This is a genomic window from Hymenobacter convexus, from assembly GCF_030580955.1.
Taxonomy (GTDB): domain Bacteria; phylum Bacteroidota; class Bacteroidia; order Cytophagales; family Hymenobacteraceae; genus Hymenobacter.
This window is the reverse complement of the sequence record NZ_JAUQON010000006.1, coordinates 157,227-182,192: the sequence shown is the minus strand read 5'-3', so window position 1 is coordinate 182,192 and position 24,966 is coordinate 157,227. Positions and strand designations below refer to the sequence as shown.

Annotated in this window: 22 protein-coding genes; 12 read left to right on the top strand and 10 right to left on the bottom strand. The window is 61.3% G+C overall.

The genetic code is table 11. The features are described 5' to 3' along the window. Positions 1-70 precede the first annotated feature (70 nt). Positions 71-571 carry an ankyrin repeat domain-containing protein gene (locus Q4S41_RS14485; RefSeq protein ID WP_305031837.1) on the top strand — a complete coding sequence of 167 codons (501 nt, stop codon included), beginning with the start codon at positions 71-73 and terminating at the stop codon, positions 569-571. Positions 572-733: 162 nt separating this feature from the next. Here the strand turns inward: Q4S41_RS14485 and Q4S41_RS14480 are convergent, their stop codons facing one another. The 7 genes from Q4S41_RS14480 to Q4S41_RS14450 form a co-directional block, all read right to left on the bottom strand. Next, positions 734-1,279, bottom strand: a complete 546-nt coding sequence (locus tag Q4S41_RS14480) for a hypothetical protein (RefSeq protein WP_305031836.1) — start codon at positions 1,277-1,279, stop codon at positions 734-736. Positions 1,280-1,541: 262 nt separating this feature from the next. Beyond that, positions 1,542-2,333 (bottom strand): SDR family NAD(P)-dependent oxidoreductase, encoded by a 792-nt coding sequence (locus Q4S41_RS14475; protein WP_305031835.1) that lies wholly within the window; start codon positions 2,331-2,333, stop codon positions 1,542-1,544. Between the two features lie 91 nt (positions 2,334-2,424). Further along, positions 2,425-2,844 (bottom strand): SpoIIAA family protein, encoded by a 420-nt coding sequence (locus Q4S41_RS14470; protein WP_305031834.1) that lies wholly within the window; start codon positions 2,842-2,844, stop codon positions 2,425-2,427. 25 nt (positions 2,845-2,869) lie between these two features. Next, entirely contained in the window at positions 2,870-3,232 is a 363-nt protein-coding gene (locus Q4S41_RS14465) for a DUF1304 domain-containing protein (protein WP_305031833.1), read from the bottom strand. 156 nt (positions 3,233-3,388) lie between these two features. Next, complete coding sequence (locus Q4S41_RS14460) at positions 3,389-3,829, bottom strand: hypothetical protein (RefSeq protein WP_305031832.1); 441 nt, start codon at positions 3,827-3,829, stop codon at positions 3,389-3,391. Positions 3,830-3,832: 3 nt separating this feature from the next. Next, positions 3,833-6,010, bottom strand: a complete 2,178-nt coding sequence (scpA, locus tag Q4S41_RS14455; RefSeq protein ID WP_305031831.1) for a methylmalonyl-CoA mutase — start codon at positions 6,008-6,010, stop codon at positions 3,833-3,835. A gap of 149 nt (positions 6,011-6,159) precedes the next feature. Then, the gene (locus Q4S41_RS14450) at positions 6,160-7,941 is read right to left on the bottom strand and encodes a methylmalonyl-CoA mutase family protein (RefSeq protein WP_305031830.1); all 1,782 of its coding nucleotides are present in this window, start codon (positions 7,939-7,941) and stop codon (positions 6,160-6,162) included. Between the two features lie 290 nt (positions 7,942-8,231). Here Q4S41_RS14450 and Q4S41_RS14445 point away from each other — a divergent pair, with 290 nt between their 5' ends. From Q4S41_RS14445 to Q4S41_RS14425, 5 genes are all read left to right on the top strand, one after another. Further along, positions 8,232-9,392, top strand: a complete 1,161-nt coding sequence (locus tag Q4S41_RS14445) for an outer membrane beta-barrel protein (RefSeq protein WP_305031829.1) — start codon at positions 8,232-8,234, stop codon at positions 9,390-9,392. A gap of 111 nt (positions 9,393-9,503) precedes the next feature. Continuing rightward, positions 9,504-10,223 (top strand): 5'-nucleotidase C-terminal domain-containing protein, encoded by a 720-nt coding sequence (locus Q4S41_RS14440; RefSeq protein WP_305031828.1) that lies wholly within the window; start codon positions 9,504-9,506, stop codon positions 10,221-10,223. A 22-nt stretch (positions 10,224-10,245) separates the two neighbouring features. Further along, the gene (locus Q4S41_RS14435; RefSeq protein WP_305031827.1) at positions 10,246-11,184 is read left to right on the top strand and encodes a bifunctional metallophosphatase/5'-nucleotidase; all 939 of its coding nucleotides are present in this window, start codon (positions 10,246-10,248) and stop codon (positions 11,182-11,184) included. A gap of 152 nt (positions 11,185-11,336) precedes the next feature. Continuing rightward, complete coding sequence (gene dnaA / locus Q4S41_RS14430) at positions 11,337-12,905, top strand: chromosomal replication initiator protein DnaA (protein ID WP_305031826.1); 1,569 nt, start codon at positions 11,337-11,339, stop codon at positions 12,903-12,905. Between the two features lie 51 nt (positions 12,906-12,956). Then, a complete protein-coding gene (locus tag Q4S41_RS14425) occupies positions 12,957-13,433 on the top strand; it encodes a Uma2 family endonuclease (protein ID WP_305031825.1) in 477 nt (158 codons plus the stop codon). On the opposite strand, the gene Q4S41_RS14420 is transcribed toward Q4S41_RS14425, so the two are convergent. Both Q4S41_RS14420 and Q4S41_RS14415 read right to left on the bottom strand, forming a co-directional pair. After that, positions 13,434-13,928, bottom strand: coding sequence for a hypothetical protein (locus tag Q4S41_RS14420; protein ID WP_305031824.1), 495 nt, complete (start codon positions 13,926-13,928; stop codon positions 13,434-13,436). Between the two features lie 187 nt (positions 13,929-14,115). Then, positions 14,116-14,550, bottom strand: coding sequence for an OsmC family peroxiredoxin (locus Q4S41_RS14415; RefSeq protein ID WP_305031823.1), 435 nt, complete (start codon positions 14,548-14,550; stop codon positions 14,116-14,118). Positions 14,551-14,721: 171 nt separating this feature from the next. Here Q4S41_RS14415 and Q4S41_RS14410 point away from each other — a divergent pair, with 171 nt between their 5' ends. From Q4S41_RS14410 to Q4S41_RS14400, 3 genes are read left to right on the top strand one after another with little or no spacing between them, the layout of a single operon-like run. Further along, positions 14,722-16,224: a GH3 family domain-containing protein gene (locus tag Q4S41_RS14410; protein WP_305031822.1), complete on the top strand. Its 1,503-nt coding sequence runs from the start codon at positions 14,722-14,724 to the stop codon at positions 16,222-16,224. Continuing rightward, the gene (locus tag Q4S41_RS14405) at positions 16,221-16,646 is read left to right on the top strand and encodes a hypothetical protein (protein WP_305031821.1); all 426 of its coding nucleotides are present in this window, start codon (positions 16,221-16,223) and stop codon (positions 16,644-16,646) included. The genes Q4S41_RS14410 and Q4S41_RS14405 overlap by 4 nt, the downstream gene beginning before the upstream one ends. Continuing rightward, entirely contained in the window at positions 16,646-17,086 is a 441-nt protein-coding gene (locus tag Q4S41_RS14400; RefSeq protein ID WP_305031820.1) for a 3-oxoacyl-ACP synthase, read from the top strand. Before Q4S41_RS14405 ends, Q4S41_RS14400 begins: the two co-directional genes overlap by 1 nt. An 82-nt stretch (positions 17,087-17,168) precedes the next feature. Here Q4S41_RS14400 and Q4S41_RS14395 read toward each other — a convergent pair whose 3' ends face one another. Further along, a complete protein-coding gene (locus Q4S41_RS14395; RefSeq protein ID WP_305031819.1) occupies positions 17,169-19,265 on the bottom strand; it encodes an OmpA family protein in 2,097 nt (698 codons plus the stop codon). A gap of 372 nt (positions 19,266-19,637) precedes the next feature. Here Q4S41_RS14395 and lon point away from each other — a divergent pair, with 372 nt between their 5' ends. From lon to hslU, 3 genes are all read left to right on the top strand, one after another. After that, positions 19,638-22,058: an endopeptidase La gene (gene lon, locus Q4S41_RS14390; protein ID WP_305032008.1), complete on the top strand. Its 2,421-nt coding sequence runs from the start codon at positions 19,638-19,640 to the stop codon at positions 22,056-22,058. A gap of 230 nt (positions 22,059-22,288) precedes the next feature. Beyond that, positions 22,289-23,350: a type IX secretion system protein PorQ gene (gene porQ / locus Q4S41_RS14385; protein ID WP_305031817.1), complete on the top strand. Its 1,062-nt coding sequence runs from the start codon at positions 22,289-22,291 to the stop codon at positions 23,348-23,350. A 154-nt stretch (positions 23,351-23,504) separates the two neighbouring features. Beyond that, positions 23,505-24,911 carry an ATP-dependent protease ATPase subunit HslU gene (gene hslU / locus Q4S41_RS14380; RefSeq protein ID WP_305031816.1) on the top strand — a complete coding sequence of 469 codons (1,407 nt, stop codon included), beginning with the start codon at positions 23,505-23,507 and terminating at the stop codon, positions 24,909-24,911. Positions 24,912-24,966 lie beyond the last annotated feature (55 nt).

The window sequence follows — 24,966 nt, the reverse complement described above, 5'->3', positions numbered from 1 at the left end:
GCGGGGCAGCCCGGACCCGGGCTTTGCCGTATCAGCAGCCGATTGTCAACCATCACCGTTTTCCGATTTCATGTCACCTACTTCCGCGCAGCCCGAAGATTTGTTGTTTGATGCCGCCCGCCGCGGCGACGTTTCCACCCTGCACGAGCTGCTGGGCCGGGGCCTCAATGTCGACACCACCAACGACAAGGGCTTCACTCCCCTCATCCTGGCCGCCTACGACGACCACTACGATGCCGTGGTGATGCTGCTCAATTCCGGCGCCAACCCCAACGTGCAGGATGCCAGCGGCAATACCGCCCTGATGGGCGTCAGCTTCAAGGGCTACCCCGACATTGCCCGCCTGCTCATCGAGCGCGGCGCCGACCTCAACCTGCAAAACGGCAACGGCGGCACGGCCCTCATGTTCGCCACCATGTTTGGCCGCAACGCCTTGGTGCGCCTGCTCCTCGATGCCGGCGCCAGCCAAACCATTGCCGACCGCCGCGGCCTCACCGCCCTGCACCTGGCCGGCCAGCAAGGCAACGAAGAAGCTTGGGCCCTGCTCGGCGGCGAGCCCCCGCAGGCGTAGGGCATCGCGGGCCGCTTATTGCCTGTTTCCGGCTTTCAGCACGTCATGCTGAGCGCAGCCGAAGCATCTCGCGTGCCGAAGTAATCTAATCGCGAGAAAAGAATTACTACCACACGCGAGATGCTTCGGCTGCGCTCAGCATGACGTTTATGTCTTGATTGTCTACCCCTTGCGGCTGGTGCACTGCCGCCGCAGTTCGTCGAGGCGCCGGGCCAGGGCGGCTACCTCCTTTTCATTATCTGTATTGAGGCCGAGGGTGATGGTGGAGGCCAGGCTCGACGAATTCGACTTGCCCTTGGGTTGCTCGCGGCGTTTCACGGTCAGCTCGTAGTAGCGGCCACCACCCTTGTCGTGCTGCTTGGCGGCGTAGGTCACGGAGCCCACTTCGGCCCATTCCTGGGCCAGGGTGAGTTCCATCTCCACGTTTTCGTTGCTTTTGAAGCCCCAGCTGCTGCCGTTTTTGCTGTTGCTCACGGCAATGTTGGTGGTGCTGGTTTTGTCGGGCTTGCGGTATTTGCGAATGGTTTGGCGGAACCCGCAGTCGGCCAACGACACCCGCACTTCGGTGTCGTCGTCCTGGTCTTTGGGGTCCACCAGCAATTGGTTGAGGCGGGCGGTGAGGGCCTTTACCTCGGCGGCCGGGGCCTGGGCCCGGGCTACGCTGCTCACCAGCAGGGCGCTGGCCAGCAGGAGCTTCGATTTAAACATTTGCAGAAAGGTGAGGCGTGCAAGAAAAAACGCGGTGGTGCCGGCCCCGCACGGGTAAGGCCGGCACCACCGCGCCAGATGCACGCCGCGCACCGCCGGTTGCCCGGCGCTACTAAAAAGTTAAAGGGCGGTTATGCCGAGCGTAGCAAGCATCTCGTGTGCCGAAGTAACTCTTTCTGTTGACTTTCTATTGAGTTACTCCCACACGCGAGATGCTTCGCTGCGCTCGGCATGACCGCCCTAATTAATTTCGAACTGCTGCTTAGCCGATGCTGCGAATCACGCCGCCATCCACGCGCACGGAGGCGCCGTTGGTGGCGGCCGCCAGCGGGCTGCACAGGAAGGCCACCATGTTGGCCACCTCGTCGGTGCTGATGAAGCGCTGGAGCAAAGAAGTTGGCCGGTCGTTCTGGAAGAAGTCGTGCTCGGCTTCCGCTTTGCTCTTGCCATCGGCGGCCATTTTTTTGATGAACTCGTCGACGCCTTCCGAGGCCGTGGGGCCGGGCAGCACCGAGTTGACGGTGATGCCGGTGCCCTTGGTGAGCTCGGCCAGGCCGCGCGCTACGGCCAACTGGGCGGTTTTGGTGGTGCCGTAGTGTATCATCTCCTGCGGAATCTGCAGGGCCGATTCGCTTGAAATAAACAGGATGCGGCCCCAGTTCCCGGCCAGCATCAGCGGGAAATACTGGCGCGTGAGGCGCACCCCGCTCAGCACGTTCACCTCGAAGAACCGCACCCAGTCCTCGTCGGGAATTTCGGTGAAGGGCTTGGGCTCGAAGATGCCCACGTTGTTCACCAGAATATCGACTTTGGGCACTTCGCGCAGCAGGTGCGCTACTTCCTCGGCCTTGCCAAAATCGACGGCCACGCCGCGCACCCGGGCCTGCGGCGTTTCGGCCAGAATGGTGGCGCAGGCCTCCGCAATGCGCCCTTCGGTGCGGCCGGTGATGATGACTTCGGCGCCCTCGGCGGCCAGGCGGCGCGCAATGGCCAGCCCAATGCCAGCCGTGGAGCCCGTGACGAGGGCCAGTTTATGAGTGAGTTGCAAATCCATGGGAATAGCCAAGGGGGAAAGTGAAATTCCCTCCTAAACCAGCCAGCGCCCGAATAGTATGCCGCGCCGGCCACAAAACCGGTTGCAATGACTATTTGCCGCCGGTGGCCGGCGTGCGCAGCCACGCCCGGGCCGCTTCCGGCGTGTCGAAATACTGAAAGCGCAGGCCCGTGCCCATGTCGGCGCCCACGGCGCGGGCCGCCAGCCGGCTGAGCGGGGAGTTGGCCTCCACCACGGCGCATCGGGCGTAGCCCACCGTGGCCACGGCGCGGGGCATCCAGTCGTGCGCCAGCCAGGCCTGTACCTCGGGCGGCATGGGCGGGCGCTGGTTGTGCACGGTCATCAGGGCCGTGGTGCGGTGGTGCTGCATGGCGTGCAGCACGTGTTCGTAGATGGCGCGCAGCTCGTTGGCCGACGCCGCTATCGGCTGCCAGTCGAGGCACACGTAGCCTTCCGGCGCGTAGGAAATAACGGCGGCAGGGTTGCTGAAATAGCGAAGGGCGGGGCTCACCCAACAAAAATAGGCCGCCGCGTTGTTACGCCAGCCACACCGCCGCCAGGGCCAGTAGCGCCGGGACGGTTTGCACCAGCAGGATGCGCCGCCCCGCCGTGGCGGCCCCGTACAGCCCCGCCACCGCCACGCAGCCCAGAAAAAAGCTGGCCACGTTGCGATGCCAGGCCGGGTCGGCAATCAGCAGCGCCCAAATGAGGCCGGCGGCCAGAAAACCGTTGTACAGCCCTTGGTTGGCGGCCAGCACCTTGGTGGGTTCGAACAGCTCGGGCCGTAGCGAACGGAAGGTTTTGGGCCCGCGTGTGGTCCAGGCAAACATTTCCAGCCACAAAATATAGAGGTGGATGGCGGCTACGAGGCCGATGAGAACTTGGGCGAGCAGGTGCATGGCTGATGTATAGCAGTTTGATTACGCCAAGCTAAGGTTTATTCGAGCTGAAACTTTTGCAGCACCCGCTGCTCCTGTTCCGGCGCCAGGGGGCGCAGGTCGTCGAGGTCGGCTTTGAGGCGGTCGAGGGCGGGGAAGGGGAGCATGAGGAAGGGATTATGCTTTTGCTTTGGTCAATATCCTTCGAGCTGTTGTAATGGTGATTGGCTCATCACTTTGCTGAATCAGGGTGGTTAGCGTGCCGAAATAATCAGGTAGAAACAGGTAGCTTCCGGATGAGGTACGCAGGCGGGAAGGCCACATTAAGCTGGATTCAAGCCAGATGAATTCGCTGGCGGGAAACTGCACCCAAAGCCCATAATTCCTGACGCGGATGAAGGATTCATTATAGGCAACGTGGCGGATTCTCACGGAGATTATGAGCACAAACAGCAGCCACATGGCTAAACCGAAAGCCGCTACCACCGCATGTAATTCTAACAGCCAATGCTGAGTAATTATCAGGACCACATACACTCCCAATCCCAACAGCGTTACGATGGGAATAACGACCTTATAAGCCAGTGTCAGGCGACTGGAAAGAAGGGTAAATGGCATGGCTTACTCCCCAAGCTTCCCCAGAATCTCCAGCGCCGCCGTGGCGATGACCGTGCCGGGACCGTACACGCCGGCCACGCCGGCATCGTATAGAAACTTATAGTCCTGCGCCGGAATCACGCCGCCGGCAATCACCAGAATGTCCTCGCGGCCGAGCTGTTTTAGCTCCGTCAGTAGCTGGGGGAGCAGGGTTTTGTGGCCGGCGGCGAGGCTGCTCACGCCCACTACGTGCACGTCGTTGTCAGCGGCCTGGCGGGCTACTTCGGCGGGCGTCTGGAAGAGGGGCGCGAGGTCGACGTCGAAGCCCACATCGGCGAAGCTCGTGGCGATGATTTTGGCGCCGCGGTCGTGGCCATCCTGGCCCATTTTGGCCACGAGCATGCGGGGGCGGCGGCCTTCGCGGGCGGCAAAGGCATCGGCCGCAGCGCGGGCTTGTTCGAAGGCTGCGTTATGCGACATTTCCTGTGAATAAACGCCGGCCACGGTACGCGTGGTGGCCTGGTGCCGGCCAAACTGGGCCTCAAGGGCATCGGAGATTTCGCCGAGGGTGGCACGGGCGCGGGCTGCGGTGATGGCCAGGGCCAGTAGATTATTAGTTGTTAGTTGCTCGTTGTCAGTTGTCAGTTTCGATTTAGCTAGTTCTTCTACTCTAATGCCGGCGGCTTCGGTGAGCGCAGCTAATGCCACTTTCACGGCCACGGGGTCGCGGTCGGCGCGCACTTGCTTGAGGCGGGCAATCTGGCTTTCGCGTACGGCGTCGTTGTCGATGTCGAGCACTTCGACTTCCGTGCGTTCGGTGGTTTGGTACTTGTTCACGCCCACGATGATTTCCTTGCCCGAGTCGATGCGGGCCTGCTTGCGGGCGGCGGCTTCCTCGATGCGCAGCTTGGGCAGGCCGGTTTCGATGGCCTGGGCCATGCCGCCCAGCGCTTCCACTTCCTGAATGAGGGCCCAGGCCTTATCGGCCAGTTCGTGCGTCAGGGTTTCGACGTAGTAGGAGCCGCCCCAGGGGTCCACGACTTTGGTGATGTCGGTTTCGTGCTGGAGGTAGAGCTGGGTGTTGCGCGCGATGCGGGCCGAGAAGTCGGTGGGCAGCGCAATGGCTTCGTCCAGCGCGTTGGTGTGCAGGCTTTGGGTGCCGCCCAGCGCGGCGGCCAGCGCCTCAATGGCGGTGCGGGCCACGTTGTTATAGGGGTCCTGCTCGGTGAGGGAGTAGCCCGACGTCTGGCAGTGGGTGCGCAGGGCCAGGCTTTTGGGGTTGGTGGGGTTGAACTGCTGGATGAGCTTAGCCCAGAGCAGGCGGCCGGCGCGCAGCTTGGCAATCTCCATGAAATGGTTCATACCAATGGCCCAGAAGAAGCTCAGGCGCGGCGCAAACTCGTCAATCTTCATGCCCGCCGCCAGGCCGGCGCGCACGTATTCCAAGCCGTCGGCCAGGGTATAGGCCAGCTCCAAATCGGCCGTTGCGCCGGCCTCCTGCATGTGGTAGCCCGAGATGGAAATCGAGTTGAATTTGGGCATCTTCGCCGCCGTGAAGCTGAAAATATCGGCGATGATGCGCATGCTCGGCGCGGGCGGGTAAATGTAGGTGTTGCGCACCATGAACTCCTTCAAAATGTCGTTCTGAATGGTGCCGGCCAGCTGTTCGGGCTTCACGCCCTGCTCCTCGGCCGCCACAATGTAGAAGGCCAGCACCGGCAGCACGGCCCCGTTCATGGTCATGCTCACCGACATCTGGTCCAGCGGAATCTGGTCGAAGAGAATTTTCATGTCCTCCACCGAGTCGATGGCGACGCCGGCCTTGCCCACGTCGCCCTGCACCCGCGGGTGGTCGGAGTCGTAGCCCCGGTGCGTAGCCAAATCGAAGGCCACGCTCAGCCCTTTCTGCCCACCGGCCAAGTTGCGGCGGTAAAAGGCGTTCGATTCCTCGGCCGTCGAAAAGCCGGCGTACTGCCGGATGGTCCACGGGTTCTGCACATACATGCTGGCGTAGGGCCCGCGCAGGTAGGGCGCCTGCCCCGCGCCAAAACCCAGGTGGTCGAGGTGGGCCACATCGGCCGCCGTGTACACGGGCTTGATGGCAATGCCCTCGGGCGTGGGCGTAGCGGCGGTTTCGGAAGCAACAGCGGCGGCGGGGGCAGCCGCCGCGTTGTAGGGAATCGAAGAGAAGTCGGGCTTCATAGGGTGGGATTATTGGAACTGGTAGAACGTCATGCAGAGCGCAGCGAAGCATCTCGCTTGCAGTGGTAATTCAATCAGAAGGATTAGCTGCACGGTAGAGATGCTTCGGCTTCGCTCAGCATGACGTGCTTATAGACGTTCATTTAAGTTTACCGTCCCTGCAAACGCGCCAGCACTTCTTCCGTGGTGTAGCCCTGCACCTTCATCTCCTTGAAGCCGAACACGCGCACGGCCTCGTGCAGCGTAGCCATGTCGGAACTGAGGAGGGCGGGCGGAATGAAGTGCTGCTTTTCGGTCGGAATCTGGTAGATGAAGCGGGCGAATTTCTGGAACTGCTCGGGCGTGGCGTACATCAGCGTGGCCTCCTCGGGCGAGGAGTACAGCAGCGAAAGCGTGCCCAGCGGGTGGCTGGCCGCTATTTCGGGGCGCTCGTGCGGCTGGAGCATCTGCACGAAAGTTTCGACGATGACTTGGTTGGTGTTGGTGCCCAGCAACACCACGGCGGCGCGCTTGCTCTTTTTCTCGCGGCGCTCGAAGTGCAGGGCCGTGGCCAGGCGCAACACCTCGGTGGGGTAGGCCGCGCGCGTCACATCGAAGGCCGAGGAGCGCAACAGCTTCTTGGGGTGGAAGCTGAACTGCTCCTGCTGGTTCTGAAAGCGGTTCGTGCCCACAATCACCTGCTGGCCGCTGGCAATGCGCCGGAAGGTCTCGGTGGTCACGGCCTTTATTTCTTCCAGCATCTGCCCGCGCGCGGCCGGGAGCCCCCCGGCCGCCTCAATGCGCTGGAACTGCAGCCAGGCTTCCTGGGCCAGCTGGTCGGTGAGGGTTTCGAGGTAGTAGGAGCCGGCGGCGGGGTCCTGCACCCGGCCCAGGCTGGCTTCCTCGCGCAGCAGCACCGAGAGGTTGCGGGCCAGCCGACCGGAAAAGTCGTTGGCTTCGGCAAACAGCGCGTCGAACGGTGCCACGCTCAGCGAATCGGCGCCGCCCAGCACGGCGCTCATGGCCTCGGTGGTGTGGCGCAGCAGGTTGGTGTGCGGGTCAAGCGTCGTAAGCGTCCACGAAGACGTAGCGGCGTGAATGCGCAGATTGGCATTCAGCGAAGCCGGCAGCCCAAAGCTGTGCAGTAGCGTGGCCCACAGCTGGCGCAGGGCGCGCAGCTTGGCCAACTCGGGGAAGTAGCTGGGCGCCACCGCCATGTGCACATGCAGCGTAGCCGCCACCTGCGCGGCGCTGATTTCTTCGTTTGGCAGCTCGGCCAGCAGCGCGGCCGCCGTGTTCAGGGTGAAAGCGAGCTGCTGCGTGGCCGTGGCGCCGCGGTTGCCAAAAAAGGCCCCATTCACCGCCAGGGCGCGGAAGTCGGGCATGCCTGTAGTCAGGCTCACGCAGCGACGCAGGGCGGTGCGGTAGTCGGCCATTTCGGCGCCCTCGGGCACGGGGCCGGGGGCAAAACGTAGAAAGCCGCGCAACGCCGTACCGGGCGCGGCTTCCACCAGCTGGCTGAGCAGGGAGTCGGGGCCGCCCGTCACGGTGTAGCCAATGAAGGTGCGGGCCAGCGGCAGCCGCTCGGCCAGGTAATGCACGGCAAAGGCCGCAGCATCGGTCAAAATAAAGTGAATGCCGTCGGCGCCGTTGGCCAGGGCCGCCGCGGCCTCGTCGATTTGCTCGCGGCCTTCGCCGGCCGGCACCTGCAGGGCGGGCACGTTCAGCCAGGGCGCCACGGGGTGGGGCAGGGGCGCGGGGGCGCCGCCCAGGGCCGCCAGCGCCTCGCGGTGGTAGAAAGGCTCCACGCTGAAGCCATCGGGCAGCGGCCAGCGCAGGGTGGCCAGGTCCTGGCCCTTGAGGTCGCGGGCGAGGCGGGCCTGCCATTCGGCGGTGGTCACGGCCGGAAATTCGGCGAAGGAAACGGGGAGCGCGACCGGGGTATCGGACATAAAGACTTTTCGTAGCAAGCAGGACGCAGCCGCACCACTCCGGGCAACTAGCATCGTTCAAAATAGGCCGAAAGATACCGCCTTGCCCGGAGAAAAGTCGTTGCGTTGCGCAACGGGCGTAGCTTTGTGGGGCAGCATCTGCTTCCTGCTTTTTTATTTATACGCCGGGTTATACGCCGGGCTTCGCCTTTGTGATGAAAAGACTTTACCTGCTACTGCTTGGGACTGTTGTGCTGAGTGGACTGACGCCTACGCGCCTGCTGGCCCAAGCCAACTTCCAGCCTGGCTATGTGCTACCGCTGGTCGGTGATACGTTGCGTGGGGAAGTTGATTTGCAGGAGGGCCGGCTTAATGCGCAAGCGTGCCGATTCCGGCCTATGGCAGCGGCCGAGGTTGTGGCGTATCGGCCCGAGCAGTTGCGCGCCTACGGTTTCACCACCCAGGTCCGCCACTACCGGAGCCTGCCGGTGACGTTGGAGGAAAATGCGGCCCCGCAGCGTTATTTCCTGGAAGTGCTGGCGGATGGGCCGGCCAGCTTGTACTTCCTGCGCACGGCCAGCCAGCGGGAAGAGTACTTTGTGGGACTGCAAAACCAGCCGCTGGCCATTCTTCGGCACGGCATGGTGCAGCGGGCCGCGGGTGCCACCGAATTCAAAACGGTGATGGATACCGGCTACCGCAACACGCTGCAGGCCGCGCTGGCGGATTGTCCGGCCGTCGAGAAAAAACTGCGAACCCTGCCGTTTCAGGAAAATGCGCTCATCAGCGTCATCAACACCTACAATGGCAAATGCCGCGGCCAGCAGTCTCGCAACCAGAGCGTTGCCGCCGTATCGCATTTTACGATTGGCCTTGTTGCCGGTGGCGCTTTGCACACCTTAACGTATGACGGGTTTCCGTTTGGGAATGATTTTAAGCAAAAAAATACCTCTGTTGGATTTGCACTCGGCCCCACAGTGCAATACCGCTCTGAACGGCTGAGCCAGCGAATTTCCCTGGTGGCCTCGCTGCTTTATGAGCCGGAGAAGTACGAGATTGGCCTTGATAATATAAATCTCGCGGGTGCGGGTGCCCGCATTCAGTTTGATTTTGCCTACCTGCGCCTCCCTTTGATGGTGCGCTACACTTACCCGCGCGGCAAAGTTGTGCCAATTGCGGAGGTGGGCCTGACGGCGGCTTACGCGGTGAAAACCGATGTATCCTCCGGCACGGTTACGAACGGGCAGTACACGGCCTATCCCGGACCCGTCACCGACATTCTGACCAGTGCTTCCCGTTCCAGCCAGGTTGGGTTTGGGGGCGGGGTCGGGGTGGGCATTCGCCCTGCTGGCGGGCACGCCATGGCTCTGTTGTTGCGCGCAGAACGAACCAATGGCTTCGTCGATGGCTTTGGCATCGGTACGGCTACGCTGCATTTTTATGGGCTCTTAGCTTATGACCTAACCAAATAGCCGGTTCGCAATAATTTAGCGCATACCTGCTCGCATTGTGCCAGCTCCTTCTTCCAAAAAATGATTTTTCGTCAATCACCTGTCCGGTCACTGGCCTCCCTTGTTCTGGCCTTGGCCCTTGCCACCGGCTGCCAGCGCGCGGCCTACGCGCCCACGGCCCACTTTGCGCCCGTCACCAGCCAGCCGGTAGGCAAAACCCAAGCCGAAGACCCGGCCATCGCGGCCCTCATCGCGCCCTACCACGACAAAGTGACGGCCCAGATGAACGAGGTGCTGGGCAACGCCCCGGCGGGCCTCACCAAAGCCGCTGGCGAGAATCCCCTGTCCAACTTCGTGGCCGACCTGCAGCGCGTGCGGGCCAGCAAGGAACTGAAAGAGCCCATCGCGCTGGGCGTGATGACCAACGGCGGCCTGCGCGCCGGCTTCGCGCCCGGCCCCGTCACCCTGGGCTCGGTGTTTGAGCTGATGCCGTTTGAGAACGAGCTGGTGGTGCTCGACGCGCCCGGCCCGGTGGTGCAGCAGCTGTTCGACTACGCCGCGCACATCAAGATGGCCGTGTCCGGCGCCACCTACACCGTCACCTTCGATGGCCAGCCGAAGGATATCCGCATCGGCGGCCAGCCTTTCGACGTGAACGACGCCCGTACCTATCCCATTGCCATTTCCGACTACCTAGCCACAGGCGGCGACAACATGGTGTTCTTCAAAACCATCGTGCCACGCCACACCAACGTGCTGCTCCGCACCGCCATCGCCGACTACATCCGCGACCTCACCAAAGCCGGCCAGCCGGTCGCGGCCCGCATCGAAGGCCGGGTGAAGGCCAATTAGAGCTGATTAAAAATTGATTCTCATGAAGCGCCGCGAATTTCTCCGTAATTCCCTCCTTGGCACCGCCGGCCTCACCGTGCTGGGCGGCCTGGCCAGCTCGGCCGAAGCCGCCGCTACAGCCAAGGCCCCGCTCAAGCTCACCATCCTGCACACCAACGACATGCACTCGCGCATCGAGCCTTTCCCCGATAACGGCGGGCAGTGGGCCGGGCTGGGCGGCATGGCGCGGCGCGCGGCCCTCATCAAGGACATTCGCGCCAAGGAGGCCAACGTGCTGCTGCTCGATTCGGGCGATATCTTCCAGGGCACGCCCTACTTCAACTTCTTCGGCGGCGAGTTGGAATATAAGCTCATGAGCCAGATGCAGTACGACGCCAGCACGCTCGGCAACCACGACTTCGACAACGGCCTCGATGGCCTGCAGCGCCAGCTGCCCCACGCCACTTTCCCCTTCCTCATCGCCAATTACGACTTCTCGAAAACACCGCTGGCCGGTCGTTTCGCACCTTACAAGGTGTTCGAGAAGCAGGGCATTCGCATTGGCGTCTTTGGCATCGGCATCGAGCTGGCCGGGCTGGTGGCCGATAAAAACTTCGGCCAAACCGTGTACCTCGACCCCGTGGCCAAGGCCAAGGAAATGGCCGCCCAGCTGCGTGGCCCCGAGCGCTGCGACTTGGTTATTTGCCTTTCGCACCTCGGCTACAAGTACGAAAACGCCAAGCTCGACGACCGCAAGCTGGCGGCCCAGGTTTCCGGCATCGACCTCATACTCGGCGGCCATACCCACACGTTCATGGACGCGCCCGAGCCCATCGCCAGCCCCGATGGCCACGCCACCCTCATCAATCAGGTGGGCTGGTCGGGTATCAATCTGGGAAGATTGGATTATGAGTTTTCGGTGAAAAATAAACGAGCCGGCTTGGCAAGCGCTTCCGTGGTGCCGGTTCGGGCGGCCTGCTAAAAGCACGACATAAACAAGGCCTTTTCGGCTTTTTTAAGTGCGAAGTTTTCCACAATTTTGTCCCCCTCTAAAAAATAACGCCCCTTCCAGGCGCTTGTTTTCGGCCCTTTTTTTGTTCCCGGTTTGTTGCCGGTTTTCTCTTAATTGTTCACATGCTCAAGGATTTTCGCACGGTTTGGGCTGGCTGTTTGCGCAGCATCTCGGCGGAAATCGGGGAGCAGAGCTTTAAGACCTGGTTCCAGCCCATTGTGCCGGTGGAGCTGAAAGGCAACGTGCTGACCATTCAGGTGCCCAGCGCCTATTTCTACGATTGGCTGGAGGAGCACTACGTGGACGAGCTGCGCCGCGCCCTCTTCCAGCAACTCGGTTCCGAAGGCCGCTTGGAATACAGTGTGGTGGTCGACCAGGGCAACTCGCAGTCGCAGCCCAAAACGTTGCACCTGCCCCCGCCCCGCAAAGCCGCCGCTCCTGACCCGCGCGACGCGCCCCAGCCGCAAGCCCCCGCGCCCGCCCCGGCCAACAACCCGCTGGCCGGCAGCGCCCGCGCCGCCTCGGCCCGCTATGTGAACTCCAGCGCTGTGCGGCCCGTGCAGCGCAGCAACTTCGGTAACAACAGCCTGGCCGGCACCGAAACCCTCGCCCCGCCGCGCAACCCCTTCGACACGGCCCGGCCGATGGACGGCAACATCGTGCCTTCCCAACTCAACGGCTCCTACACCTTCGATAACTACATTGAGGGCGACTGCAACCGCCTGGCCCGCTCGGCCGGCCTCGCGGTGGCCAACAAGCCCGGCACCACCAGCTTCAATCCGCTGATGGTGTACGGCGGCGTGGGCTTGGGCAAAACGCACCTTGTGCAGGCCATCGGCAACCACATCAAGGCCACGGCGCCCGAGCGGTTTGTGCTCTATGTGTCGGCCGAGAAGTTCACCAACCAGTTCATCGACAGCGTGCAGCGCGCGCAGGTGCAGGACTTCGCGAACTTCTACCTGCAAGTCGACGCATTGATTCTGGACGACGTGCAGTTTCTGGCCAACAAGGGCAAGACGCAGGAGATGTTCTTCCACATCTTCAACCACTTGCACCAGTCGGGCAAGCAGATTGTGATGACCTCCGACCGGCCGCCCAAAGACCTGCTAGGCCTGGAAGACCGCCTGCTCAACCGCTTCAAGTGGGGCCTAACGGCCGATGTGCAAAGCCCGGACTTTGAGACGCGCGTGGCCATCATCCGCAATAAAATGGAGCAGGACGGCATCGACATTCCGCCGGACTACGTGGTGGACTACCTCGCCAACTCGGTGCACACCAACGTGCGCGAGCTGGAAGGCGTCATTGCGTCCCTCGTGGCCCAAAGCAGCCTGAGCCGCCGCGACATTGATTTGGAGATGGTGAAGCAGGCGCTTCGCCACATCATCGAGGAAGTGGAGGCCGAGGTGAACCTCGACTTCATTCAGAAGACCGTGGCCGCGTATTTCAACATCTCGGTGGAGCTGCTGAAGGACAAAACCCGCAAAAAGGAAGTGGTGACGGCCCGGCAGGTCGCCATGTACTTTGCCAAGCACCACACCTCGCACACGTTAAAAACCATTGGTTTCCACTTCGGTGGCCGCGACCATACCACGGTGATGCACTCGGTGCAAACCGTGTCGGACCTGGTGGATTCGGACAAGAAATTCCGCGACCAGGTGGACGAGCTGCGGAAGAAATTCGCCAAGAAATAGGGGCACCTATTTCCGGGCCCGCCGCGTTACATTTGGGAAAACCTTCGCCCTATGGAAACCCTTGCCCTGGAAATTTCCGACTACGAGCTCGAACGCGGAAAGCCCATGCCCAGCATCAATCACAGCGCCATTCAACTCAACATCGGTTTTGAGTTGAAAACCCGTTACCGGGAGCAATTCCGGTTCTTGTCAGAAATTAACGTTGCTATCGCGGGACGGGTGATGGTACCGGATATTGGCATTTTCCCCAAAATGGCCCTTGATATGGCCAATGATAGCATCGTTGTGCAGCAAGTGCCCCTGAGTACTATCGAAATTCTCTCGCCCTCACAGGCATTGAGTGAATTAATTGGCAAAGCCAATGCGTATTTCCAAGCCGGGGTGAAATCCTGCTGGATTGTGCTGCCCGAAGTGAGCGGGATTTTTGTGTATGCGGCTCCGGGAAAATACACGTTTTTCCACGATGGCGAAACGCTGATGGACGCTGCTACGGGCATTGAACTGCCGCTCGCGCCGCTGTTTGAATAGCTAAGCCGCCGTCGTCGGGCTTGTTTCCTGCAAGGGTACGTTGTGCTTGGCGGCAAACTCGCGCACCTGCTCGCGGAAGCTTAGTTTGCGGCGCTTGCCTTTCACTTCGCGCAGGTTGAGAGCGTAGATTTCGCCGTCTTTCTGGCGCACGCGCAGCACGGCGGGTTTCAGTTCGAGGGCGGCAATGTTTTCGGCGGCGAATACCTGTTTGGGGCGGAACAGGCCGTTTTTGTGTACAATGTAACCGGGCGTGAACTCGAGGTAGCTCTGGGTGCCGAAAATGGGCGCGTTGTTGACCAGCACGTAGCCCAGGTACACGAGCGTGAACACCAAGAATACCCAGTGCAGAAAGTGGTAGTCCGTCGCGCCGGTGTTGCTCAGGATACCAAACAGCACGTAGGCCAGCCAGAAGCCGCCAATGGCGAGCTGGCCCCAGAAGGAGATGCGGGAGTTGTTGGCGGGGCGGAGACGGATGCGGGTGGTACCAGTGGGCATAGCGACAAATTTAGTTGCTAGTTGTTAGTTGTCGGTTGTCAGCAACAAAAAGAACGTCATACTAAGCGTAGCCGAAGCATCTCGCATGGGTTGGTAAATCGTTTCTTGCGATTGGATTACTGCCCCGAGCGAGATGCTTCGGCTGCGCTCAGCATGACGTTCTAACTGATTCAACGAACCAGAAGACCTAGCCCAGGAACTTGGCTTCCAGCGTCATTTTGGGCACGGCGCTGAGCACTTTCGATACCGGGCAGTTTTCCTTGGCATCTTCGGCGTGCTTCTGGAAGTCGTCGGCGGTGATGTTGCCGCCCGTGACGTGGCCTTCGGTGCTCACGTGGATGTGCTCGATGACGGGGTGGCCGTTGTTGGGGTTCATCGTCACGGTGCTGGTGGTTTTGATGTTCTGCACCTGATGGCCGTGCTTGGTGAGCACGCTGGTGAGGTACATGGTGTAGCAGCCGGCGTGGGCCGCGCCAATCAACTCTTCGGGGTTGGTGCCCTGCTTGCCTTCGAAGCGGCTGCCAACGGAGTAGGGGGCGTTGAGCGCGCCGCTTTCGGTGGTGAGGATGCCGCTGCCTTTGATGTCGCCGGTCCAGGCGGCGGTGCCTTTGTGGTCTGCCATGATGATGGGGAAGTGTGAAATGGTGAATGGATGGGTAAGCCCTGGCAGGCCGTAGTGGCCGCTGGGCTCGAAAGCTTAACGGTGGCAAGCTACTCAGGTTGCCGGGCAACCCCGGCCCGACTCGGCCAACGTACCTTCGCAGCCCCTCCAACGGCGTTTTACTTCGGATTTATGGGATTGAAAGCCACTCTTAGCCATCCCCTGGCCCGCTACATTGCCCAGCGCTACCAGCGCTGGCAGCACCGCCCCGAAACTACTCAACGCGAGCTGCTGGCGAAGCTGGCGGCCACGGCGGCCGGCACCGCCTTCGGCCGCGCGCACAACTTGGGTGGCGTGCGCACGCCTGCCGATTTGGCCCGGCAGGTGCCCGTGCGCGACTACGAGGCCCTCAAGCCCTGGTTCGACCGCACCCAGGCTGGGGAGGCCGACGTGCTTTGGCCCGGCCGGCCGCTGTACCTGGCCAAGACCAGCGGCACCACCAGTGGCACCAAATACATCCCGATTACCAAGGACAGCATCCCGAACCACATCGAAGGCGCGCGCGATGCCCTGCTTTACTACATCTACCGCACCGGCCGCAGCCGGTTTCTGGATGGCAAGCTGATATTCCTGTCGGGCTCGCCGGAGCTGGAAATGCATCACGGCATCCGCACGGGCCGGCTTTCGGGCATTGCCAACCACCACGTGCCCGCCTATCTGCGCCGCAACCAGTTGCCCAGCTACGCCACGAACATCATCGAAGACTGGGAAACCAAGCTCGAACGCATCGTGGACGAAACGCTGGGCGAGAAAATGACGCTCATATCCGGCATCCCGCCTTGGGTGCAGATGTACTTCGACCGACTCACGGCCCGCACTGGCCGGCCCATCAAGGACTTGTTTCCCGATTTCAACCTGTTCGTGTACGGCGGCGTCAATTTCGAGCCCTACCGCGCCAAGCTTTTCGAAAGCATTGGCCGGCCGGTGGATAGCATCGAGCTTTTTCCCGCCTCCGAAGGCTTCCTGGCCTTCCAGGACGAGCCCGGCAACCCGGGCCTGCTACTGCTGCTCAACAGCGGCATCTTCTACGAATTCATCCCCGCCGAGCGGTTCTTCGAGCCCGACGCGCCCCGCCTCACCATTGCCGATGTGGAGCTGGACCGCAACTACGCCGTGGTGCTCACCTCCAATGCCGGCCTGTGGGGCTACAGTATCGGCGACACGGTGCGCTTTGTGAGCCTGCGCCCCCACCGCGTGGTGGTCACAGGCCGCATCAAGCACTTTCTTTCGGCCTTTGGCGAGCATGTAATAGGGGAGGAGGTAGAGCAGGCCCTGCGCGAAACCATGGCCCAGTTTCCGGAGGTCGAAGTCACCGAATTCACCGTGGCCCCGCTCGTGAGCGACGACCCCGCCACGCTCTCGCGCCACGAGTGGCTGGTGGAATTTGGCCGCGCTCCACAAGATATGGCGGGTTTCGCGGCAACTTTGGATGCTGCGCTACGCCGCCGCAACAGCTATTACGAGGACTTGCGCAAGGGCAATATTCTTGTGCCGCTGCAACTCACGCCGCTGCCGGCCGGGGCCTTCCAGCGCTACATGAAAAGCATGGGCCGGCTGGGCGGGCAGAACAAAGTGCCGCGGCTAGGGAATGATAGGAAAGTGGCGGAGGGGCTCTTTAACTCGACACAGGTATGAAACAAGGAAGAATAACAGTTGAAGCTACTATTGAAGGATGGTTTCCAGTAGGAGAAGGTGAGTTTGAGGTCACAATTTCGAGAGGCTCAATACAGCACAGCTTAAGATTTTACGGCAGTGGAGAAAATTGGAGGACTTTCGGAAATCGACTACTTGATTTTCCGCTCAGCGTTAAAGACCAAGTTCAATTTGAAATGGGGTCGAACAACTCAGCGCTGATGCTTGTCGCCTATTGTTACGACGAAAAGGGCCACATTGCTTTGAGAGTAGTTATGAATGCAAATGAAGATGAGCCTCACAGTTGTCAACTTGCATTCTCAATACCTGCCGAAGCTGCATCAATTAACCAGCTAGGCTTTCTCTTATCGAATTGGCAAGCCACCAATGGCTCTGAAATAACGTGGGAAGCCCAAACCAGCTGATGACGAAACCCGCCCTCCACGCCCTCTGCCACGCCTTCATCGAGCAGCGCATTGCCGCCGCCCGCACCGCCATGCAGGCGGCCCAGGAATCGTCCTCGTCCGAAACCAAGAGCAGCGCCGGCGACAAGTATGAAACCGGCCGCGAAATGGCCAACGCCGAGCGCGACCGCAACGCCGCCCACATGCAGCAGGCCCAGCAGCTGCAAGCCGAACTGGCCCGCATCAGCCCCGACGCGGCCTGCGACACGGTGCGGCCCGGCGCCCTGGTCAGCACCAGCTTGGGCCGGTTCTACATCAGCATCAGCGCGGGCAAGCTGGACGGGACGGACGTGTTTGCCGTATCGGTGGCCGCGCCGGTGGCCGTGGCGCTGAAAGGACTACGGGCCGGCGAGCAGGCCGTGTTCAATGGCAAAGAGGTGCGGGTGGAAGCTGTGGAATAACGGTGTAGCGTGGACTCTGCGAGTCCGCGCCGGGAAGAACGTTCTGCAGTGCGCGGACTCGCAGAGTCCACGCTACGGCGCGCTACTTCCAGTCCGCGCCGCCGTCGGCGGGCTTGTCGCCATCGGGCTTAATGAGTTTGAACTCGACGCGGCGGTTCACCTTGGCGTCGGCGTCGGTCAGCTCGTCCTTGAGCGGTTTGCTGGAGCCGTAGCCGAAGCTCTCGATGCGGTTGGGCTTGAGCTTGCCCTTGCGCTCGATGTATTTGCGGATTTCCTCGGCGCGGTCTTGCGAGAGCTTTTCGTTCACTTCCGGGTCGCCGCGGCTGTCGGTGTGGCCCGCGATGCTGAGCCGGAAGGCCGGATGGTCGACCAGAAACAGGGCAATGCGGTCCAGGGTGGGGTACATGGCGGGCAGCACGTTCGCCCGGTTGGCCTCAAACTCGAGATTTCGGAAAATGAGCGGCAGCTTGTAATCAATGCTGTTGGTGAGCAGGGTCATCACCGTGTCGCCCTTCAGCGCAAACTGCTTTTCCACCGAGAAAAAGTCTGGGCTCTGGATGAGCATGGCGTAGTGCGAGCCCTCAATCAATTCAAAATCGAACGTGCCGTCGGGCCGGATAAACTTGCTGGCTACTTCAATGCCGTTGTCGGTATCGATGATGCTCACGATGCCCTTAAGCGGCTTGCTGCTCACCGAATCCACCAGCGTGCCCTCCACGCGGGTGGTGGCCAGCGGCTGGGCCTCCATGGGCAGCGGGAAGGAGTAGAGGTCGAGGTTGTTGATTTCCTGGGCTTCGGAGCGGGCGTAGTAGAGGTTGCGGCTTTCGCGGTCGATGGTGAAGTAGTATTCCGAACCCTTGCCGTTCACGAGCGGGCCAATGTTTTTCGGCTCCTGCCAGCGGCCCTGCACGCGGTAGGTTTTGTAGATGTCAAAATCGCCAAAATTGAGCAGTTGCCCGCGCGAGCTGAAATACAGCACGTGGTAGAGCGGGTGGTAAAACGGGCTCACCTCGTTTTCGCGGGTGTTGATGACCGGGCCCATGTTTTCGGCCGGGCTCCACTGCCCGTTTTTCAGCTTGTGGGTGAAGTAAATGTCCGACAGACCAAAACCGCCCAGTCTATCCGAGGCAAAGTACAGCGTGTCCTCGCCCTGCGAGAGCGTGGGCTGCGAGTCCCAGGCGAAGGAATTCACCAGCGGGCCAAGGCTTTTGGGCGTGCCCCACTTGCCATCCTTGCCGCGCGTGGCGGTGTAGAGGTCGCAGTTGCCGTGGCAGGTGCTGCACTCGCAACGGGCGAAAAAGATGGTTTTACCGTCTTTGCTCAGGCAGGCCGAGCCCTCGTTGTTGGGCGAGTTGATAGGTTTGGGCAGCGGCTCGGCGTCGGTCCAGCTCACGCCCTCGCGGCGCGAGGTGTACAGGTCCTCGTCCACCACGCCGGTGATGCCGCGCCGCTTGCGCTTGCTGCTGAAAATCAGCAGCGAGTCGTTGCCGCCCAGCGCGGGCCCGTAGTCCGGTGCCTTGCTGTTGATGGCGTCGCCCATGGTCGTGTACACGCCCTTGGGCGGGTGGAAGGTGTTGAGGTTCTTGCGGTACTCCACCAGGTCGTAGTACGTTTTGAGAGGCACGTACAGGTCCGTATTCTTCTGTTCCAGCGAGTCGTAGTAGAGCTGAATCTTGCTGATGTCCTTGCGGCTGTGCTTGAGGGCGAGGCGGAAGTAGGCCCGCGCCTTCACGTTCTGGCTGTCGCGCTCCAGCAGCTGGCCCAGGCGCCAGAGCATGTCGGTGTTTTTTTCAAAATTGACCGGCCCGAACTTGGCCACGTAGTCTTCGAGCAGCAGCCGGGCGGCGTGGTACTGCCGCCGCTTTTCGGCCTTGCCGATGGCCTTTAGCGCCTTCTTATCCTCGAAAAACGGGTAGCGGTTGATGAACACGAAGTCGGGCGTGCCATCCGGCCGCAGGTGCAGCTTGCGGCTCACGCGGCTGTTGAGGCCGCGCACGCGGTAGGTGCCCGGCGCAATGGCCGGCTTCGGCGCACTGGTTTTGACGGGTGCGGGGCGGGCCGTTCCCTTGCGGGGGGTGGCCGAGGCACCGCCGCTGGTGGTATCGGCCGAGGGCGAAGCCGCGGCGGGAATGCGCTTCACCGGCCGGCGCTGGGCCCGGGCCTGAAACGCCAGCATCATCCCGGCCAGAAGCAGAAAAAGGACCGCGCACCGACGCAATAAAAAGGGCATTAGTAGAGTAATAAAAATAATTGGAGGCGCAAGTTGCCACCAAATTAGCGATTTATGCCTTGCCGGTGAGCGGCTCCGCACCCGGCTATGCGCCGCTTTGGCGGAATCGGCGCGCTGGCACGGCGCTTGACGTCCAAACGCGGTGGGATGCCGTACCTTGTATGCCCCACTTCCGTAAGCGGCGGGCTGCCAATGTGGCACCAGTCGCCTTTGTTTCTGGCTTTATCCTCGTCCATGCGCCTGGCATCTGTTTCTTCTTCGGCTGCGTTCCCCCTGCAAGCCCTCAGCGACCCCAACTCCCAACCCGAAGCCATTGCCATCATGGCCGCCGACCCCGACCACCTGCTGCGCGGCGACGATGCCCCGCCCACCCTGGCGCTGCTGCCCGTGCGCAACACCGTGCTGTTTCCCGGCGTGGTGCTGCCCGTGACGGTGACGCGTAAAAAAAGCGTGAAGCTGGTGCGCAAAGCTTACGCCGCCGACAAACTCCTCGGAGTAGTGGCCCAGCTCAATCCCGACGCCGACGAGCCCACCGTGGCCGAGCTGCACCCCGTGGGCACGCTGGCCCGCATCCTGAAGCTGCTGGAACAGCCCGATGGCCAGATTACCATCATCCTCCAAGGCCAGGTGCGCTTCACCATTGAAGAAGAACTGAGCTTTGCGCCGCTTACGGCCCGCGTCAGCTACTTCTCGGAAGTGGCCCTGAACCCCGAGATTCCGGGTGAATTTGGCCTGTTGCAGGCCCTGCGCGAAGCGGCCACCAAAGTGCTGGAACTTACGCCCGAGATTCCGATGGAAGCCCGGGCCATGCTCGACGGCATTCAGTCGCCCGCTTTCCTCACGCACTTCCTGTCCAGCAACGTGCAGCTCGACCTGCCCGCCAAGCAGCGCCTGCTGGAGTTGGCCGACCCCGAGCAGCAGGCCCGCCAGCTCCTCGAAGCGTTGCTTAGCCAAGCTGAATTGCTGGAAATCAAGCAGGATATCCGCTCGAAAACCCACACCGGCATTGATGCCCAGCAGCGCGAGTATTTCCTGCGCCAGCAGCTCAAAACCCTGCAGGACGAGTTGGGCCAGGAAGGCCCCGACGAGGACGTGAACCGCCTGCGCGCCCGCGCCGAAGCCAAAAAATGGCCCGAGTCGGTGGCGCTCCACTTCAAAAAGGAGATGGAAAAGCTGGCCCGCACCAATCCCATGGCCCCCGACTATTCGGTGAGCATCAACTACGTGGAGTTTCTGCTCGATTTGCCCTGGGGCGAGTTCACCAAGGACAAATTCAACCTCAAGCAAACTAAGAAAATCCTCGACGCCGACCATTTCGGCATCGAGAAAGTGAAGGAGCGGATTCTGGAGTACATCGCCGTGCTCAAGCTGAAGCAGGACCTCAAGGCGCCGATTCTGTGCCTCTACGGCCCGCCCGGCGTGGGCAAGACCAGCCTGGGCCGCAGCATTGCCAACGCCATGGGCCGCAAATATATCCGCATGAGCCTGGGCGGCGTGCGCGACGAGGCCGAGATTCGCGGGCACCGCAAAACCTACGTGGGCGCCATGCCCGGCCGCATCATCTCGCAGATTAAAAAGGCCGGCACCAGCAACCCCGTCATCATTCTCGACGAGATTGACAAGGTGAGCAGTGACTTCCGCGGCGACCCCAGCTCGGCCCTGCTCGAAGTGCTGGACCCCGAGCAGAACGCCACCTTCACCGATAACTACTTGGAGGTGGAATACGACCTCTCGAAGGTCCTGTTCATCGCCACGGCCAACTCGCTCGATACCATTCAGCCCGCCCTGCGCGACCGGATGGAAATCATCGACCTGACCGGCTACACCCAAGAGGAAAAAGTCCTTATTGCCAAAAAGCACCTCTGGCCCAAGCAGTTGAAAGAGCACGGCCTGGGCGAGAGCGAGGTGAAAATCACCGATGCCGCCCTGCACCACGTGGCCGACGACTACACCCGCGAAAGCGGCGTGCGCGGCTTGGAGCGCAAGCTGGCCGCCGTGACACGCAACCTGGCCCGTCGCAAGGCCGGCAAGGAGCCCTTGCCCGCCGTGATGGAGCCCGCCGAAATCCGCAAAATCCTCGGCGCCGCCATTTTCGACCGCGACCAGTACCAGGACAACGACACCGCCGGCGTGGTGACGGGCCTGGCCTGGACGTCGGTAGGCGGCGACATTCTGTTTGTGGAAAGCCTGCTGAGCCGGGGCCGCGGCAAGCTCACGCTTTCGGGCCAGTTGGGCGACGTGATGAAGGAATCGGCCATTACGGCGCTGAGCTACCTGCGCTCGCGGGCCGACGAAATCGGCATCGACTACCGCCTATTTGAGCAGTACGACCTGCACATTCACTTCCCCGAAGGCGCCGTGCCGAAGGACGGGCCCAGCGCGGGCATTGCCATTTTCACCAGCATGGCTTCGGCTTTCACCCAGCGCCGGGTGCGCGCCAAGCTGGCCATGACCGGCGAAATTACCCTGCGCGGCAAAGTATTGCCCGTGGGCGGCATCAAGGAAAAGCTGCTGGCTGCCCGCCGGGCGGGCATGAAGGACATCATTCTTTGTCCTAAAAACCGCAAGGACATCGAGGAAATCCAGGAAGATTACCTCAAGGGCCTCACCATTCACTACGCCGACCGCGTGGACGACGTGTTGCGCGTGGCCCTGCTCGATGAGCTGGTGCCGCACCCGCAGAAGCTGCCCGTGCGCGACGAGCCCGTACCCGCCGTGGGGCCGAGCGTGGAGGTACAATAAGGGCTCATACAGCCGATTAAGGTTAAAAAGCACGTCATGCTGAGCGCAGTCGAAGCATCTCTGCAACGAGAGTAATCCAATCGAAGGGATTTACTACTATGGTAGAGATGCTTCGACTGCGCTCAGCATGACGTGCTTTAATTATGCTAACAAAACGCGCCGGAATAATTTCCCTGCCACCCATTGCGTTATCGGCCCAGAAGGCTTTTGTTCTTCCGTACCTTAGCTATATGAAGCATTTTTCCGCTTGCCGGCTTGCCGGGTTTGGCCTTTTGCTGGGCATTTTGGGCACGAATCCCGTGGCGGCGCAGCAACTGGGCGGCCACACCGTGTTTCCGTTTCTGGACCTGCCGCCGAGCGCCCACTTGGCGGCCTTGGGCGGTATGAACGTCTCGACTCGCACCGACGACCCCACTATGCTGTTCGGCAATCCGGCACTGCTGAATGCCGACATGGATGGCCGGCTGGCGTTGAGCTACGTGGCCTACGTGGCCGATATCAAGCAGAGCACGGCGGCTTATGCATTTAATACGGAGAAATACGGCCGCTTTGGTGTGGGCGTTACCTACCTCAATTACGGGGATTTTCAGAGCTACGACCCTGCCGGCAATAGCCTGGGTACGTTCGGTGTGAACGAGTACACCGTGGGCGTGTCCGACTCTTACACCAAGGGCAAAGTCACCTTCGGAGCCACTACTAAGCTGGCCGTGAGCAGTATTGCCGGGAGCCGCTCGCTGGCCGGTGTGGCCGACGTAGGCATTGTCTACAAACATCCGACCTCCGACTTCACGGCCGGGCTGGCGGTAAAAAATGCGGGTTATCAGTTCGTCGCCTACCCGGGTACCAGTCGTGGCCAGTTGCCGCTTGATGTGCAAATTGGAGCCACCGTGAAGCCTGAACACATGCCGCTACAGCTGTCGCTTACCGTCCACCACTTGCAGCAGTGGGACATTCAATACCTCGACCCCAACGCCCGCGGCCCGCTCGATGCCAACAACCAACCGAAGCAACCCACCAAAAGCTTTGGCGATAACCTGGCCCGGCACTTCACGGCCAGCGCCGCGCTGATATTGGGGAAAGGCTTCAACCTGCGCGTGGGCTACAACCACCTGCAGCGCCGCGAGTTGCGCCTCGACAACACCAGCGGCAGCGCCGGCCTCAGCTTTGGCGCCATGCTCAAGATTAGCTCGTTTCAACTGGAGTACACCCACGCCACGCTCCAGGCCGCCGGCTCCAGCGAGTACATTACTGTTTCCCGTAACCTGAACTCTTTGTTTAAGAAGAAAGAATAGCTGTCTTGTTGAATCAAGTCTGTCATCCTGAGCGCAGCGAAGGACCTTGTCAAGTACGAACGGCTTTCGTTCAACCATGATAGGTTCCTTCGCTGCGCTCAGGATGACATCTTTTATATACCCCCACCATCTTTCCGAATTCCGTACACTACCCATGCTCAACGACTCTTTCCTGACCCCGGCCCAAATCGTGGCCGAGCTTGACAAATACATCATCGGCCAGCACGACGCCAAGCGCCACGTGGCCATTGCCCTGCGCAACCGTTGGCGCCGCCTGCACGCCCCGGCCGACATGCAGGCCGAAATCGTGCCCAACAACATCCTTATGATTGGCGCCACGGGCGTGGGCAAAACCGAAATTGCCCGCCGCCTGGCCCACCTCGCTGACGCGCCCTTCGTGAAGGTGGAAGCCAGCAAATTCACCGAAGTGGGCTACGTGGGCCGCGACGTGGAAAGCATGGTGCGCGACCTGGCCGAGCAAAGCGTGAACCGCGTGAAAGCCCGCCGCCAGGAAGCCGTGAAAGCCCAGGCCGCCGACGCCGTGGAGGAAATCATCCTCGACGCCCTTATTCCGGCCATTTCTCAACCAGTCGGTGCCAAAACCGGCCTTGGTTTCGGAAGTGGGGGAGGGGCCGACGATATGCCCAGTTCCGACGCCGAGCTGAACGAGCGCACCCGCGAGCGGTTCCGCCAGAAAATCAAAAACGGCGAGCTCGAAGACCGCAAGATTGAAATCCAGGTAGCCCAGTCTGGGCCCAGCGTGGGCATCATGGGCGCGCCTCCCGGCATGGACGAAGGCACGCTTTCGGGCTTGCAGGACATGCTGGGCAACATGCTGCCCAAGAAAACCCGCAAGCGCAAGGTGACCGTGGCCGAAGCCCGCAAGCTGCTACTCGATGAAGAAGCCGCCAAACTCATCGATATGGACGAGGTGAAGGACGAAGCCATTCGGCAGTGCGAAAACGCGGGTATCATCTTCATCGACGAAATCGACAAAGTAGCCACCAGCGGCGGCAGCGGCAAAGGCGGCCCCGATGTGAGCCGCCAGGGCGTGCAGCGCGACTTGCTGCCCATCGTGGAAGGCTCAGCCGTGAGCACCAAGTACGGCATCGTCAACACCGACCACATTCTGTTCATTGCCGCCGGCGCCTTCCACGTCTCGAAGCCCAGCGACCTGATACCCGAGCTGCAAGGCCGCTTTCCCATCCGCGTCGAGCTGCAAAGCCTGACCAAAGAAGACTTCTTCCGCATTCTGAAAGACCCCAAAAATGCCCTCACTAAGCAATACGAGGCTCTGCTGAAAGCCGAGGAAGTAGAGTTAACGTTCGACGATGCGGCTCTGGAACGGCTGGCCGAAATTGCTTCCGAAGTAAATGCTGAGGTCGAAAACATTGGTGCCCGGCGCTTGCACACGGTGATGAGCCGGCTGCTCAACGACATCCTCTACGATGTGCCGGACAAGATTGGGGCCCATGCCCACGTGCAAATCACGGCCGCGCTCGTAGATGAGCGACTAGCCGATATGGTGAAGAACCGCGACCTGAGCCAGTATATCCTTTAGCAACGCTGATTGTAGACATAAAAAAAGCCCCGGCCAATCTGGCCGGGGCTTTTTT